Annotated in this window: 14 protein-coding genes; 10 read left to right on the forward strand and 4 right to left on the reverse strand. The window is 69.5% G+C overall.

Annotated features, from left to right (window positions below; translation table 11 throughout):
- Nucleotides 1-2: 2 nt before the first annotated feature.
- Nucleotides 3-797 (reverse strand): SDR family oxidoreductase, encoded by a 795-nt coding sequence (locus AB0F44_RS25540; protein WP_357359514.1) that lies wholly within the window; start codon nt 795-797, stop codon nt 3-5.
- A complete protein-coding gene (locus tag AB0F44_RS25545; RefSeq protein ID WP_357359516.1) occupies nt 794-1,972 on the reverse strand; it encodes an acyl-CoA dehydrogenase family protein in 1,179 nt (392 codons plus the stop codon). The genes AB0F44_RS25540 and AB0F44_RS25545 overlap by 4 nt, the downstream gene beginning before the upstream one ends.
- A gap of 47 nt (nt 1,973-2,019) precedes the next feature.
- On the opposite strand from AB0F44_RS25545, the gene AB0F44_RS25550 reads away from it, so the two are divergent.
- From AB0F44_RS25550 to AB0F44_RS25575, 6 genes are read left to right on the forward strand one after another with little or no spacing between them, the layout of a single operon-like run.
- Nucleotides 2,020-2,865, forward strand: a complete 846-nt coding sequence (locus AB0F44_RS25550; RefSeq protein ID WP_350660349.1) for an enoyl-CoA hydratase — start codon at nt 2,020-2,022, stop codon at nt 2,863-2,865.
- The gene (locus AB0F44_RS25555; RefSeq protein WP_357359518.1) at nt 2,862-3,995 is read left to right on the forward strand and encodes an acyl-CoA dehydrogenase family protein; all 1,134 of its coding nucleotides are present in this window, start codon (nt 2,862-2,864) and stop codon (nt 3,993-3,995) included. The genes AB0F44_RS25550 and AB0F44_RS25555 overlap by 4 nt, the downstream gene beginning before the upstream one ends.
- Nucleotides 3,992-5,071 carry an acyl-CoA dehydrogenase family protein gene (locus tag AB0F44_RS25560; RefSeq protein ID WP_357359520.1) on the forward strand — a complete coding sequence of 360 codons (1,080 nt, stop codon included), beginning with the start codon at nt 3,992-3,994 and terminating at the stop codon, nt 5,069-5,071. The genes AB0F44_RS25555 and AB0F44_RS25560 overlap by 4 nt, the downstream gene beginning before the upstream one ends.
- Nucleotides 5,068-6,024 carry an acyl-CoA dehydrogenase family protein gene (locus tag AB0F44_RS25565; protein ID WP_357359522.1) on the forward strand — a complete coding sequence of 319 codons (957 nt, stop codon included), beginning with the start codon at nt 5,068-5,070 and terminating at the stop codon, nt 6,022-6,024. Before AB0F44_RS25560 ends, AB0F44_RS25565 begins: the two co-directional genes overlap by 4 nt.
- Complete coding sequence (locus tag AB0F44_RS25570) at nt 6,021-6,845, forward strand: CoA-transferase (RefSeq protein ID WP_357359524.1); 825 nt, start codon at nt 6,021-6,023, stop codon at nt 6,843-6,845. Before AB0F44_RS25565 ends, AB0F44_RS25570 begins: the two co-directional genes overlap by 4 nt.
- Nucleotides 6,842-7,597: a CoA-transferase gene (locus AB0F44_RS25575; RefSeq protein WP_357359526.1), complete on the forward strand. Its 756-nt coding sequence runs from the start codon at nt 6,842-6,844 to the stop codon at nt 7,595-7,597. The genes AB0F44_RS25570 and AB0F44_RS25575 overlap by 4 nt, the downstream gene beginning before the upstream one ends.
- Nucleotides 7,598-7,701: 104 nt before the next feature.
- Here AB0F44_RS25575 and AB0F44_RS25580 read toward each other — a convergent pair whose 3' ends face one another.
- Complete coding sequence (locus AB0F44_RS25580) at nt 7,702-8,319, reverse strand: TetR/AcrR family transcriptional regulator (RefSeq protein WP_357359528.1); 618 nt, start codon at nt 8,317-8,319, stop codon at nt 7,702-7,704.
- Nucleotides 8,320-8,365: 46 nt separating this feature from the next.
- Here AB0F44_RS25580 and AB0F44_RS25585 point away from each other — a divergent pair, with 46 nt between their 5' ends.
- Nucleotides 8,366-9,931, forward strand: coding sequence for a FadD3 family acyl-CoA ligase (locus tag AB0F44_RS25585; protein WP_357359530.1), 1,566 nt, complete (start codon nt 8,366-8,368; stop codon nt 9,929-9,931).
- A gap of 71 nt (nt 9,932-10,002) precedes the next feature.
- The gene (locus AB0F44_RS25590) at nt 10,003-12,828 is read left to right on the forward strand and encodes an FG-GAP-like repeat-containing protein (protein ID WP_357359532.1); all 2,826 of its coding nucleotides are present in this window, start codon (nt 10,003-10,005) and stop codon (nt 12,826-12,828) included.
- 1 nt (nt 12,829) lies between these two features.
- Here the strand turns inward: AB0F44_RS25590 and AB0F44_RS25595 are convergent, their stop codons facing one another.
- Nucleotides 12,830-14,422 (reverse strand): cation:proton antiporter family protein, encoded by a 1,593-nt coding sequence (locus AB0F44_RS25595; protein WP_357359534.1) that lies wholly within the window; start codon nt 14,420-14,422, stop codon nt 12,830-12,832.
- 82 nt (nt 14,423-14,504) lie between these two features.
- Here AB0F44_RS25595 and AB0F44_RS25600 point away from each other — a divergent pair, with 82 nt between their 5' ends.
- Both AB0F44_RS25600 and AB0F44_RS25605 read left to right on the forward strand, forming a co-directional pair.
- Nucleotides 14,505-14,765, forward strand: a complete 261-nt coding sequence (locus AB0F44_RS25600) for a ribbon-helix-helix protein, CopG family (protein ID WP_355223608.1) — start codon at nt 14,505-14,507, stop codon at nt 14,763-14,765.
- Nucleotides 14,762-15,013, forward strand: a complete 252-nt coding sequence (locus tag AB0F44_RS25605) for a type II toxin-antitoxin system RelE/ParE family toxin (protein ID WP_160026251.1) — start codon at nt 14,762-14,764, stop codon at nt 15,011-15,013. Before AB0F44_RS25600 ends, AB0F44_RS25605 begins: the two co-directional genes overlap by 4 nt.
- Nucleotides 15,014-15,132: the final 119 nt, after the last annotated feature.

Here is a 15,132-nt window from a genome sequence, read left to right on the forward strand (position 1 = left end):
GATCAGGCGTGCTGGCTGGAGACGGAGATGACCTCGCCGGTCATGTAGGACGAGTAGTCGCTGGCCAGGAAGACCATGACGTTGGCGACCTCCCAGGGCTCGGCCGCGCGGCCGAACGCCTCGCGGCCCTTGAGCTCCACCAGAAGCTCGGGCGAGGTGACCTTCTCCAGGAACGGGTGCATCGCCAAAGAAGGCGAGACCGCGTTGACCCGGATCCCGTGCGGCGCGAGGTCGGCGGCAGCCGAGCGGGTCAGCGCCATCACCCCGGCCTTGGCGGCGGCGTAGTGCGCCTGCCCCTCCTGCGCCCGCCAGCCGATCACAGAGGCGTTGTTGACGATGACGCCACGCTTCTCGGCAGCCACGAACCGCTGTCCGACCGCGCGGATGCATCGGAACGTCCCGGTCAGGGTGATGTCGAGAACACGGGACCACTGCTCGTCGGTCATCTCCAGCACCGAGGCGGTCCCGCCGAGGCCGGCGTTGTTGATCATCACGTCGACACCGCCGTACGGCTCCGCCGCATCGAGCAGCGCCTGGACCTGGTCCTCCTGCGTGACATCGCAGGTCACGGCCGTGATCCGATCGTCCCCGAACTCCTCGGCGAGGGCATCGCGCGACTCCTTGAGCCGTCGCTCGTGGGTGTCGGAGACGACGACCGCCTTCGCACCCTCCTCGAGCACCTTCCGCACCACCGCCGCCCCGATCCCCGCACCGGCGGCGGCCGTCACGACGACGACCCGTCCGTCCAGGAGCGAGTGGCCGGGGACGTACGCGGGGGCTGGTTGTTCCGGCTTCATGCACGGGCCTCTCGTGGCAGGCCGAGCACGCGCTCGGCGATGATGTTCCGTTGGATCTCGTCCGAGCCGCCGTAGATCGTGTCGGCGCGGGAGAAGAGGTAGAGCGACTGCAGCCGGTCGAGCGCGTAGCCCTCCCCGGTGGTCAGCCCGGCGAGCCCGAGAACGTCCATCGCCAGCTCGCCGAGCTCGCGGTGCCACCGCGCCCACAGCAGCTTGGAGACGCTCGCCTCTGGACCGGAGGAGCCGGAGTCGTACGCAGAGAGGGTCCGCAGCGCGTGCAGCCGGAGCACCTCCAGGCCGACGTGGGCCTGGCTGAGTCGGGCGGCGATGCCGGGGGCGTCGATGGTGCCGTTGGCCCGGGCTGCCTCCTCGACCGTCTCGAGCTCACGCGCGAAGCCGACCTGCTGGCCGATCGTGGAGACCCCGCGCTCGAAGCCGAGGGTCGCCATCGCGACCTTCCAACCGTCGCCGGGCTCACCCACGACCATGTCTGCCGAGGTGACGGCGCCGTCGAAGAAGACCTCGTTGAACTCGGAGGTGCCGGTGAGCTGCTCGATCGGTCGTACGTCGACGCCGGGCTGCGCCATCGGAACTAGCAGGTAGGAGAGGCCGTGATGGCGCGACGATCCCGGTTCGGTCCGGCACACCACGAAGCACCAGTCGGACAGGTGGGCGTTCGAGGTCCAGACCTTCTGCCCGTCCACCACCCACTGGGATCCGTCCTGCCGCGCGCGGGTGCGCACCCCGGCCAGGTCGGACCCGGCACCGGGCTCGGAGTAGCCCTGGCACCACAGCTCCTCCACGGCCACGATCTTCGGCAGGAACCGCTCCTTCTGGGCGTCGGTTCCGTGGGCGATCAAGGTGGGCCCGAGCAGCTCCTCGCCGAGGTGGTTGATCCGGACCGGGGCGTCCGCCCGGGCGTACTCCTCGTGGAAGATCACCTGCTGGAACAGCGGCAATCCGCGCCCGCCGTGCTCCTCCGGCCAGCCCAGGCAGGTCCAGCGGTGCTCGGCCAGGTAGCGGTTCCACGCCAGCCGCCCCTCGTACGACTCGTGGTCCCGGCCGTTCCCGCCGGTGCCGCGCAGCGCGGCCCACTCGCCGACCAGATGCTCGGCCAGCCACTCGCGCACCTCGGCGCGGAAGGCCTCGTCCTCGGCGGAGTAGGTCAGGTCCATGCCCGACAACCTACCAAACCAAGCACTTGTTTGGTAGCGTCTGTGGCATGAGCGCCACTCCAACCGAGACCAGTGTCGTGACGTACGAGACCCACGGACCCGTCGCGGTGGTGCGGCTGAACCGCCCCGAATACCGCAACGCCCAGAACTCGAAGGTGACCTACGCGCTCGACGAGGCGTTCACCCGAGCGACCAACGATGACGAGATCAAGGTCATCGTCCTCGGCGGCAACGGCAAGCACTTCTGCGCCGGCCACGACATCGGCACGCCGGGCCGCGACATCGACGAGAGCTTCGAGCGCAAGGCCGTGATGTGGTGGGACCACGTCGGCAAGGAGGGCGTCGACTCCCGCTTCGCGCGCGAGTCCGAGGTCTACCTCGGCATGTGCCGCCGCTGGCGCGAGCTGCCGAAGCCGACGATCGCGATGGTGCAGGGCGCCTGCATCGCGGGCGGCCTCATGCTGGCCTGGTCCTGCGACTTCATCGTCGCCTCCGACGACGCCTTCTTCTCCGACCCGGTGGTCAAGATGGGCATCCCCGGGGTCGAGTACTTCGCCCACCCGTGGGTCACCAACCCCCGCGCTGCCAAGGAGATGCTCTTCACCGGCGACCGCTTCTCCGCCGAGCAGGCCGAGCGCTGGGGCATGGTCAACCATGTCGTACGCCGCGACGACCTCGAGACCGAGACGCTCGCCCTCGCCGGGCGGATCGCCGAGATGCCACGCCTGGGCCTGGCGCTGGCGAAGAAGGCGGTCAACCAGGCCGAGGACCTGATGGGGATGCGCGCCGGGATGGACTCGGTCTTCGGCCTCCACCACGCGGCCCACGCCCACAACGCCGAGGTCGGCAAGGACTCGCTCGCGGGCATGAACGCGAGGTCGATGAAGTCATGACAGCGACGCTGGAGTTCACCGAGGCCGAGGAGGCCTTCCGGGTCGAGGCCCGCGAGTGGCTCGCCGCCAACAACCCCGGTCGGCTGCCGTCGATGGACACCGCCGAGGGAGCCGCCGCCCACCGGGAGTGGGAACGCACCCTCGCCTCCGGCCGCTGGTCGGTCGTCACCTGGCCCGAGGCCTACGGCGGGCGGGACGCATCGCTCACCGAGTGGGTCATCTTCGAGGAGGAGTACTACCTCGCCGGCGCTCCCACCCGGATCAGCCAGAACGGCATCTCGCTGCTCGCGCCGATCATCTTCGGTCACGGGACCGAGGCCCAGAAGGAGCGCTACCTGCGCGACATGACCGACGGATCCTTGGTCTGGGCGCAGGCGTGGTCCGAGCCGGAGGCCGGTTCCGACCTGGCCTCGCTCCGGGCAACGGCCACCCGCGTCGACGGCGGCTGGAGCCTCAACGGCCAGAAGACCTGGAGCAGCCGCGCGCCCTTCGCCGACCGCGGCTTCGGCCTCTTCCGCTCGGATCCTTCCGCCGAACGGCACCGGGGCCTGACGTACTTCCTCTTCCCCCTCGACGCCGACGGCGTCACCGTCCGCCCGATCGACCAGCTCGACGGCACTCCCGGGTTCGCGGAGATCTTCTTCGACGAGGTCTTCGTGCCCGACGAGGACGTGCTCGGCGGCGTCGGCGACGGCTGGAAGGTCGCGATGTCGACGGCGGGCAACGAACGGGGTCTGTCGCTGCGTTCGCCGGGACGGTTCTGTGCGGCGGCGGAGCGGCTGCTGGACCTGTGGGCCTCCGACCCGCAGCCGCATCTGCGCGACCAGGTCGTCGACGCCTGGATCGGGGCCGAGTCCTACCGCCTCTACACCTGGGGCACCGTCACCCACGTCGAGGCCGGCGGCTCGGTCGGCGCCGAGGGCTCGATCAACAAGCTGTGGTGGTCCGACCTCGACCTCTCGCTGCACGAGACCGCGCTCTCGCTGCTCGGCGCCGACGCCGAGCTCGAAGGGCGCTGGCTCGACGACTACCTCTTCTCGCTGTCCGGCCCGATCTACGCCGGCACCAACCAGATCCAACGCAACATCGTCGCCGAGCGGGTGCTCGGCCTGCCGAGGGGTGGCCGATGAGGTTCGGACGTACGCCGGAGCAGCACGCCTTCTCCGAAGCACTCGATGACCTGCTGACCGCCGCCGACGTCCCCTCGGTCTCGCGCGCCTGGGCGGCCGGTGACCACTCGGCCGGACTCAAGCTGTGGCAACGGCTCGCCGAGCTCGGCGTCACCGGGCTGCTGGTGCCGGAGGAGCACGGGGGCGTGGGAGCGACTCCTGTCGACCTGACCGTCGCCTTCGAGCGGCTCGGCTACCACGGTGTCCCGGGGCCCTGGATCGAGTCCGCCTCGGTCGCGCCGGGACTCCTCGCCGGCACGCCCGACTCGGACCTCCTCCCACGGGTGGCTTCCGGCGAAGCGATCGTCTCGGTGGCGCCCGCAGCATGGGCCGTGGATGCGGACATCTCCGAACGAACGTACGCGCTGAAGAACTGTGTTGGTCTCGACACGCCTCCGCCTAGCGGCTCCGGCGGCTCGACCAGCGACGCGTTGGTTGAGCCCGGCGAGCGCCAGCGAGCCGGTGTCGAAACCAACACAGTCCCGTCCGCGAACCTCCGCCACGCGGTTGTCGGCGCCGAGCGAAAGTCGGTCGACCCGACCCGACGACTCTTCGACGTGACCCCGGGCGCGGAGATCGCCACGATCGACACGACGACGGCGCTCGACCTCGGCACCCTCGCCTGCTCGGCCCAGCTCCACGGCGCCGGGCTGCGCCTGCTCGACGACTCGGTCGCCTACGTGAAGCAGCGGACGCAGTTCGGGCGTCCGATCGGCGAGTTCCAGGCGGTGAAGCACCTGCTCGCGGACGTACGCGTCGCCCTGGACTTCGCGGCCCCGCTGGTGCACAACGCGGCGGTCGAGCTCGACGCCGGGACCCCGACAAGCGGCCGCGCGGTCTCGGCCGCGAAGGTGGCGGCCGGCGACGCGGCGTACCTCGCCTCGCGCACCGCGCTTCAGGTCCACGGCGCGATCGGCTACACCCGCGAGTTCGACCTGAGCCTGTGGATCCTGAAGGTGCGCGCGCTGGTCGGTGCCTGGGGCACGCCGGCCGAGCATCGTGCGCGGATCCTCGAGTCGCTGGTGGAGGGCCGATGAGGTTCGCGCTCACCGAGGAGCAGTCCGACCTGGTCGCGACCGTGCACACGCTGATCGCCAAGCGGGCCGCGTCGATGGACCTGCGGGCGGCGATCAGCACGCCCGAGGGCTACGACACCACCCTGTGGCAGACGCTCAGCGAGCAGATCGGGGTGACCGCGCTGGCGGTCCCTGAGGCGTACGGCGGTGTCGGCTGTTCCTACATCGAGGCGCATCTCGTCCTCGAGGAGCTCGGCGCCACGCTCACGCCGTCGCCGTTCGTCGGCACGCTGCTGGCGACCCAGGTCCTCACCGCCGCCGGCACCCCACAGGCCGGTGAGCTGCTGGAGCGGATCGCCACCGGCGCCACGGCCGCGGTGGTCGCCCCGGGGTCCGATCTCGTCATCGACGCGACTGGCGCGGAGATCCTCCTCGTGCTGCGCGGCGACCAGGTCCACGCGGTGGATTCTTCGGCGGCCACGGTCACCCCGACTCCGGCGCTGGACCCGACCTGGAGGTTCGCGACAGTCACCGTCGACGACGCCGCAGGTGTCCTCGTCGGCACGGTCGACCCGGCGTACGTCACCACCGTCGGCGCCACCATGATGACCGCCCTCCAGGCCGGGGCCGCGCGCGAGGCGCTGGAGCGTACGGTCGCCTATCTCAAGGAGCGCCACCAGTTCGGTCGGCCGCTCGGCTCCTTCCAGGCACTCAAGCACCGGTGCGCCGACCTGCTGGTCCAGGTCGAGACCGCGCGGACGATGAGCTGGGCGGCGGCCTGGGAGCTCACGCAGCCGAGCCCAGATGGACGCCTCGTCCGCGCTGCCAAGACCTGGTGCTCCAATGCGTTCTCGCAGGTCGCGGCGGAGATGATCCAGCTCCACGGCGGGGTGGCGATCACCTGGGAGCACGACGCCCACCTCTACTTCAAGCGCGCCCACGCCACCGCCCAGCTCTTCCGAGGAGACACGTGAACAAGACCCCTATCGACAAGACGCTGCCCCTCACCGAGGTCAGCAGCAAGCTCGAGTCCGGGATGACCATCGGCATCGGCGGCTGGGGCTCGCGGCGCAAGCCGATGGCGCTGGTCAAGGAGATCCTCCGCAGCGACATCACCGACCTGACCGTGGTCGCGTTCGGCGGCCCCGACGTGGGCCTGCTCGCCCGTGCCGGGAGGATCCGCAAGCTGGTCTACGGCTTCGTCAGCCTCGACTCGATCCCGCTCGACCCGAACTTCACCCGCGCCCGTGAGCGGGGCGAGATCCCGGAGACGAGCGAGTACGACGAGGGCATGTTCGTCGCCGGCCTCAAGGCCGGCGCCAACCGGCTGTCGTTCCAGCCCATCCGCGCAGGCCTGGGCAGCGACGTGATGGCGATGAACCCCGACCTCAAGACGGTGAAGTCGCCCTACGACGACGAGGAGTACGTCGCCGTCCCCGGGCTCCGTCTCGACGTCTCGCTCATCCATCTCAACCGCGCCGACGCGGCCGGCAACGGGCAGTACCTCGGCCCCGACCCGTACTTCGACGACCTCTTCGCGATGGCCGCCGACAGCACGATCATGTCCGTCGAGCAGATCGTCTCCACCGATGACCTGACCGCCAAGGCCCCGCCGCAGACGCTCCTGGTCCCGCGGATCTTCGTGAATCACGTCGTCGAGGCCCCGGGCGGTGCCCACTTCACCAGCTGCGAGCCCGACTACGGCCGCGACGAAGAGTTCCAGAAGACGTACGCCGCCGCAGCCAAGTCGGATTCCGACAGTGACTGGACCGAGTTCGAGGAGCGTTACCTGTGACTTTGCAAACGATCAGCCGAGCGGACGTCTGCGTGGCCGCCGTCTCCGACGCCTTCAAGGGCTCCGGCGAGGTGCTCGCCCACGCCGTCGGAATCGTCCCGGCCATCGGCGTACGCCTGGCCAAGGCCACCCACACCCCCGAGCTCGCGCTCAGCGACGGCGAGGCGTTCATGATGGCCGAGGCTCCGCCGCTGTTGAAGACGGCGGCGGCCGGCGGCACCCCGGAGGCCTGGGTGCCGTTCCGCAGCATCTTCGACATCGTCGCCAGCGGCCGCCGGCACTCGATGATGGGCGCCAGCCAGATCGACCGCCACGGCAACCAGAACATCTCCTCGATCGGCGACTGGCGGCAGCCGAAGCGCCAGCTGATCGGCGTACGCGGCGCCCCTGGCAACACCGTCAACCACCGTGTCGACTACTGGGTCGCCAAGCATTCCGCCCGGATCTTCGTCGACCGCGTTGACGTCGCCAGCGGCGTCGGCAACGACCGTGCCGTCGGCACCGCCGCGCGCTTCCACGACCTCGGCGTCGTCGTCACCAATCTCGCCGTCTTCGGCTACGACGAGCGGGGCCTGATCAAGGTCGACTCGATCCACCCCGGCGTCACGCCCGAGGAGCTCCAGGAGGCGACCGGTTTCCCGATCGACGTCACCAACGCGCCACTCACCCGCGAGCCCACCCCGGACGAGATGAAGATCATCGCCGCGGAAGACCCCAAGGGCCTGCGCCACCGCGAGGTGCCCGAACCCTGAGACACCGCGGGCAACTGGACGGGAACTTCATCGGGTTGACGGGTGTTTCAGTGCCCGTCAACCCCAGGGATACCGGTCGACCGGGTATCCCTAGGACAGGCCCGCTACGCCAGGATGCCGGCGTGGAGCAGCTTCAGATACTGCTCCGCGAGGGTCTCGGGGGTGTGGCGGCCGCCGGGGCGGTACCAGGAGACGGTGGACCAGACGCCGTCACGGATGAACCGGTAGGTCAGCGCGGGGTCGAGGGAGCCGTGGAAGGCGCCCGAAGCCTGGCCGGCCTCGATGACCCGGATCCACAGCGCCTCGTTGTCGCGTGAGCGCTCGGCGACGAACTCGAAGCCCTCGACGGTCGCCAGGAAGGACGCCTCGTTCTGGTAGAGCGCGACGGCGAGCCGCTCGTTGTGGATGGTCCGGAACGACTCGGTGATCAGTCCGTCCAGGTCGGCCTGCGGGTCCACACCGCTCTCGACGATCTCGGTGAACCGCGCGTTGAGCCCGTCGAGGAACCCCGAGAGCAGCTCGGTCAGCATCGCTTCCTTGGACCGGAAGTGGTGGTAGAGCGAGCCGGACAGGATCCCGGCGGCGTCTGCGATGTCGCGTACGGTCGTCTGGGCGAAGCCCTTGGTCGCGAACATCTCGGCAGCCAGCGTGAGCAGCTCAGCTCGCCGCGACGACCCCGACGCCGTCCCCCGCCTTCTCGGCGCAACCCCCGTGTCAGTCATGGACGAATCCTACCAAACAAGCAGTTGCTCAACTACGCTAGCGAGGGTGACCCCGCGCACGATCCCCGCCCTGATCGAGAAGGCCAAGCAGACCTACGCCGACCACCCGGCGATCGTCGACGGCCCCACGACGCTCACCTACGCCGAACTCGCCGAGGCAGCGGACAGAGCCGCGCGCGCCTTCCTGGCCAGCGGCGTACGCAGCGGCGACCGCGTCGCGATCTGGGCGCCCAACCGCTGGGAGTTCCCGGTCGCGGTTCTCGGCGCGCAGACGATCGGGGCGGCCGTGGTGCCGCTGAACACCCGCTACCGGGGCCATGAGGCGCGCGAGATCCTGGAGCGCTCCCGCGCCACGGCGCTGGTCACCGTCAACGGCTTCCTCGGCACCGACTACGTACAGATGCTCCACGACGCCGGGCCGCTCCCGGAGCACCTGCTCACCATCGTCGACCTCGCCGGACAAACCGCCTCGGGCTCCGCTTCGGCCACTGACTGGGAGGACTTCCTCGCCAGAGGCGAGGACACGACCGACCAGCGGCTCGAGGACGTCAAGGCGTCGGTCACCCCCGACACCCTCGCCGACCTGCTGTTCACCTCCGGCACCACCGGCAAGCCGAAGGGCGTGATGAGCGCCCAGCGCCAGACGATCGGGGTCGCCGACGTCTGGGCGCGAGGCGCCGAGCTCACCACGCGCGACCGCTACGCCATCGTCAACCCGTTCTTCCACGGCTTCGGCTACAAGGCGGGCTTCATCGCTGCGTTCACCTCGGGCGCGACGGTCTACCCGATCGCGACCTACGACCCGACCCAAGCGCTGCAGCTGATCCAGGACGAGCGGATCACGGTCCTCCCCGGCGCCCCCACGATCTTCACCACGCTCATCAACCACCCCGACCTGAAGGCGTACGACCTCTCCTCGCTGCGCTTCGCGATCGCCGGCGCCGCGAGCGTCCCGGAGAGCCTCTTCGCCGATATGCGCGACATCCTCGGGATCGACGAGGTCAAGGGTGCGTACGGCCTCACCGAGTGCATGGTCGCCACCACCACCCGTCCCGGCGAGGATCCGGAGCACGTGGCCAAGGTGGTCGGGCCGGCGGTAGAGGGGCTGGAGATCCGCACCGTCACCGCGGCAGGCGAGGACGCGGAGCCGGGCGAGGACGGCGAGGTCTGGATCCGTGGCGACAACGTCATGCTCGGCTACTTCGAGAATCCCGAGGCGACCGCCGAGGCGATCGACGAGGACGGCTGGCTCCACACCGGCGACGTCGGCTTCCTCGACGAGCACGGCTGCCTGAAGATCACCGACCGGATCAAGGACATGTTCACCGTCGGCGGCTTCAACGTCTACCCCGCCGAGGTCGAGAACACCCTCGCCGGCCACCCCGGCATCGTCGAGGCCGCGATCATCGGTGTCCCCGACGCCCGCCTCGGCCAGGTGGGCAAGGCCTTCGTCGTCGTACGCGACGACCTGACCGCCGACACCATCTCGACGTGGCTCAAGGACCGCCTGGCCAACTACAAGCAGCCGAGGGCGTACGTCCTGGTCGACAGCCTTCCGCGCAACGCCAGCGGCAAGGTCTTGAAGACGGATCTGCGCGACACCGCAATATAGGTGCGACACCCCACCCCGCGGGGGTATAGGTTTCCTCAGCCCGTTCTTTACTTCCCCCACGGAGGCTTTCGATGCCCCGACGCGCCAAGATCGCGTCCATCTCCGGCACCACCCTCATTCTCGGCGCGGCCGCAGTGGCGATCCCCCTGACGCTGAACTCCGCCACCGCCGAGCCGACCACGTCCGGCCCGCTGGCCGCGTTCGAGGCAGCAAACAGGGAGCCGTCCACCCTTCCCGCCGGCCCGGTCGAGTCTCACGTCGAGGAGGTCGCGCTGACCACCTCGACAGGCAAGGCCACCGAGCACGCGACGAAGGTCGACAAGCCCCGCACCAACGTCATCAAGAGCGAACCGCAGGACGTCACCGGCTTCGGCGTCATCGGCGTGACCTGGTCCGGCGCCATCGCCGACGACGTACGCCCCGAGATCCGCACCCTGAAGGACGACGTGTGGTCGTCGTGGAGCCCGATGGTGGTCGACGTCGAGGACCACGGTCCGGACGCCGGCACGGCGGAGGCGAAGGGCGTCCGCCCGGGCACCGACGAGTTCTTGGCCGGGCACGTCGACCAGGTGCAGACCCGGATCATCGTCCCTGACGCTGCCGAGATCCCCGGCGACCTCGAGCTCGCGGTGATCGAGCCGGGCAAGCCCGAGGACACGGTCTCCGAGCTTCCCGACATCGAGACCGACAAGGACAAGCCCCGGGCGACCAACGTCCACAAGGGCAGCAAGGACTCCGACCTCAACCTGGTCGCGTCCACCTACACCTCGAGCCCGACGATCTACAGCCGGGCTCAGTGGGGCGCCGACGAGACGCTCCGCGAGCAGACGGCCCCGAGCTACCGCACGATCCACGGCGGTTTCGTCCACCACACCGCGGGCACCAACGCCTACACCGAGGCTGACGTCCCCAGCATCATTCGGGGCATCTACGAGTTCCACGTGACCACCCGCGGCTACCGCGATGTCGGCTACAACTACTTCGTCGACAAGTTCGGCCGCATCTGGGAGGGCCGCCACGGTGGCGTCGCGCTGCCGGTCGAGGGCGCCCACACCAGCGGCTACAACTACGACAGCTTCGGTGCTTCGGCGCTCGGCTGCTTCGACACGGTCGCGGCCGGCTGCCTCAACGACGCCGGCGCGACGCAGAACCAGCCCACGGACGCGTTGATCCAGGCGTACGGCTCTCTCTACGCCTGGAAGCTGTCCCTCCACGGCGTCACCGCCAACGCCACCAACGTGGCGCTGACCAAGACCGACGGCGTCACCAAGACGGTGTTCCCGCACGCGATCAACGGCCACCGCGACGCGGGCGAGACCGTCTGCCCGGGCGCGAACCTCCAAGCCAAGCTCCCCGCCATCCGTACGCTCGCCGCCAGCCTCCAGAAGAGCTGGAGCGGCCGCGACCTGGAGTCCCACATCGCCGGCACGAGCCACTCCGACTTCGTGGCGCGACGGGCCTCCGACGGCCGGATCTTCACGCTGCGTACGGGCGGGTTCGCCGGGTTCAACTCGACCAAGACGTCCACGACGGTCGGCAGCACCGTGCGCGAGGCCGTCGTCACCCCGGACATCACCGGCGACGGCAAGGCCGACCTGATCCAGGTCCGCACCGACGGCTCGGCCGGCATCCGCAAGGGCCGCGGCGACGGCACCTTCGCGGCGGTCTTCAAGAACCTCGGCAAGAGCACGTTCTCCGGGGTCTCCAAGATCACCGCGACCGGCAACATCGGTGGCACCTCGGCCAACGATCTGGTCGGCAAGAATGCGAAGGGCTACCTGGTCCGCTACACCGGCAACGGCGCCGGCGGGTTCACCCGGGCCGGCACGACGCGCTCGCTGAGCGGCTTCGACAAGCTCGCCGCGACCGGCGACGTCAACAAGGACGGCAAGCGCGACCTGATCGGCCGCAAGTCCGGGGCGCTCTACTACTTCAAGGGTTCCGGCAGCGCTACGTTCGGCTCGCCGATCAAGCTCGCGACCCAGAGCCCGTCCTGGTCTTCGCTGGTCCAGATCAGCGGCTACGGCGACTTCACCGGCGACGGCCGCGGCGACCTGATCGGCCGCGACGGCTCCAACCGCGGCTGGATCTACCCGGCCTCCGGCTCGGGCTTCGGCAAGCCGTTGGGGCCGTACGCGGACGTCAACCGCACCGTCGTCGGCGCGGTCAACCTCGTCGGCAACAGCCTCGCGGACCTGGTGATGAAGTCCGGCTCGACGCTCTACGTCAAGCCGAACAGCGGTCGGGTCAGCCTGGCCGCGCCGGTCGACAGCGGCATCACCCTGACGAGCGCCACCGCACTGATGAACGCCGGTGACTGGAACCGCGACGGCAAGGGCGACTTCCTGGCCAAGATGTCCGACGGCTCCGTACGCCTCTATCGGGGCTACGGCACCGGCAAGTTCACCAGCCCCGTCACGATCGCGACCGGCCTCGGCACGGTCAGCGTCATCGACGCGGTCGGCGACGTCACCGGCGACGGCTACCCGGACCTGATGGGCCGCACCTCCGGCGGCACGATCAAGCTGTGGCCGGGCAAGGGCTCGACCAAGGTCGGTACGTCGATCACCATGAAGTCCTCGGCCGCGGGCACCCGCCTGGTCGGCGTCGGGCGCTGGAACAGCGGCAACACCCCTGACGTGCTCTTCGTCAACGGCACCAGCACCGTCGTCCACGAGAGCAACGGGCCCGGCGGCCTGGTCTCCACGCAGACCCTGTCGATCAACCTGTCCGGCTATGACGCGGTGCTCGGCGTACGCGATCTGCGGGCCGGCTCGGGCGGCGACCTGATCGTGCGGTCTGGCAGCTACATCTATGCGCTGGAGCGCAACAGCACCGGCACCGGCCTGACCCGCACCTACCTGGGTGCACTGTCGGGCTACAACCTGCTGGGCTGACTCACGCCGAGAGTTGGCGCTCCTGGTTCACCCGGAGCGCCTTCTCGGCGAGGTCGGAGCCGGCGGAGGCGTACAGGTTCAGGACGGCGTGGGCGCCACGCTTCTTGAGCTCGTCGCGCTCCTCGGGGCGCAGGGCGATGGCGGCCACGGTGCCGCTGAAGCCGAGCTTGCGGAGCAGGTCCATGGCGAGCAGGTTGTCGCCGTGGAAGGGCATGGTCAGGACGACCAGCTCCATGCCGGTGCCCTTCTTGACCCGCTCCCAGAAGTCCTGGTCGGTGGCGTCGGCCTCGACCACGTCGAAGCCCTCCGCCTTGAGCGAGGCTGCCCGCAGCGAGTCATGCTCGACCGCCAGGACCTGATAGCCCTGGGCGTCGCGCAGCTCCTCATAGGTCGTACGCCCCACCCGGCCCATCCCGACCACCAGCGCCTTGGCGTCACCGAGGTTGATCGGCCGGTCCGCTTCCTGGAGCCGGGCGGGCCTCCGCTCCGGCAGCAGCCGGTTGAGCAGGTTGATGAGCTTCGCGGCGTACGCGTTGAAGACCGCGGCCACCAGGAACGAGAGTGAGGTCGCGACCGCGAGCACAGTCTGCCACTGCGCCGACGCCAGCCCGGTCGCGGAGGCGATGACGATCACGATCAGACCGAACTCGGAGTAGTTGGTCAGCGTGAACGAGGCCAGCGTCGCAGTGCGGTAGCGCAGCCCCATGATCACGAAGATCACGACGTACGCAACGGCCTGGAGCGGCAGCAGGAGCTGCAGCACGGCGGCCAGCGCCAGGTCCTCCAGCGAGGGCACCCCGGTCAGCCCGATGCTCAGGAAGAACGCGATGAGCAGGAGCTCCTTGGTGCTGAACAGCAGCTTGGCCAGCGCCGGCGCCTTGACGTGCGACCCGAGGAGTACGCCGACAACCAGCGCCCCGAGGTCGCCCTTGAGCCCGACCGCCTCGAAGAGCCAATAGCCCGGCACGAGCGCGATCGCCAGGCCGAAGAGCGCGGTCAGCTCGGCGGAGGTGATCCGGTCCCAGATCCGGTGGGCGAGCCAGGCGCCCGGGAGGAGCAACACCAGGGCGAACACCCATGGGGAGGGCCAGTGGCCCTTGGAGATGGTCAGGAACACCACCGCGACGATGTCCTGCATGACCAGCACACCGATCGCGATCCGGCCGTAGAGGGTGTTGTTGTCGTGGCGCTCCTCGAGCACCTTGATCGCGAAGACGGTGGAGGAGAAGGAAAGCACGAAGGCGATCAGCGCCATCTCGCCCAGGTCGGCGTCGGCGAGGAGCGCGAAGCCGAGCGGCGCGATGCCGGCCAGCATCCCGACCCCGATGATGACGCTGAAGCCCAGGTGGGCGAAGGTGCTCAGCCACACGTCGGGCCGGAGCAGCGATCGCACGTCGAGCTTGAGGCCGATGCCGAACAGGAGCAGCGTGACGCCGAGGTCGGCCAGGGTGTGCAGCCCGGCCATCTCGCCGACGCCTGCGGCATGCAACCCGAACCCGGCGGCCAGGAAGCCGACCAGGGGCGGGAGCTTGAGGAACATCGCGACCAGCCCCGCTCCGAGTGCGACGAGCAGATAGAGCGCGGTCAGCGTCATGTTGGACTTCCCCCAGGCTGAAACTCGACGTTCCGACCTGCGTACGATACCGCGTGATACCACTTCGGGTTACGCTGGGTCCATGGCTATGACTCTGCGACTCAGCGAGGCCGACGACCGGCTGCTGACCGACCGCGCCAGGACGGAGAACCGGTCCAAGCAGGAGATCGCCCGCGAGGCCATCCGCGCCTACCTCAACGATCACGAGCGCCGCATCGAGGATCTCGAGGACGATCTGGCCCTCGCGCGCTACTCCCTGCGCCGCGAGCTCGGAGAGGTCAGCTACACCCCGCACGCCGAGGCCCGCCGCGCCCTCGGTCTCGACCGCCCGCTCAGCGAGTGACCTATCAGGTCGTCTGGGCCGACGAAGCGTTGCAGTCGGCCGAGGCGTACGTCGACGACGACCCCATCGGCCTGATCCAGGTCTTCGACACCGTCGACACCCTGACCGAGACCCCGCGCGACGTCGGCGCCTACGCCTGGGGCAAGGACCGCTACCGCCTCCGCGTCGGCCGCTACCGGATCGTGTATGTCGTCGAGGAGCGCCGCATCACCGTCGCCGTCATCCACCTTGGTCGCCGCAGCGTCTAAGCCGCCGAGAAGGTAGTTGTGGGCGACGAAAATGGAGTTTCGTCGCCCACTTCGGTGGGCTGGTAGAGCCGCGTCACCATCCGCCCGGTGGTGGACTTGCCACAGCCGGACTCGCCGAC

The organism is Nocardioides sp. NPDC023903 (assembly GCF_040639295.1).
Lineage (GTDB): Bacteria > Actinomycetota > Actinomycetes > Propionibacteriales > Nocardioidaceae > Nocardioides.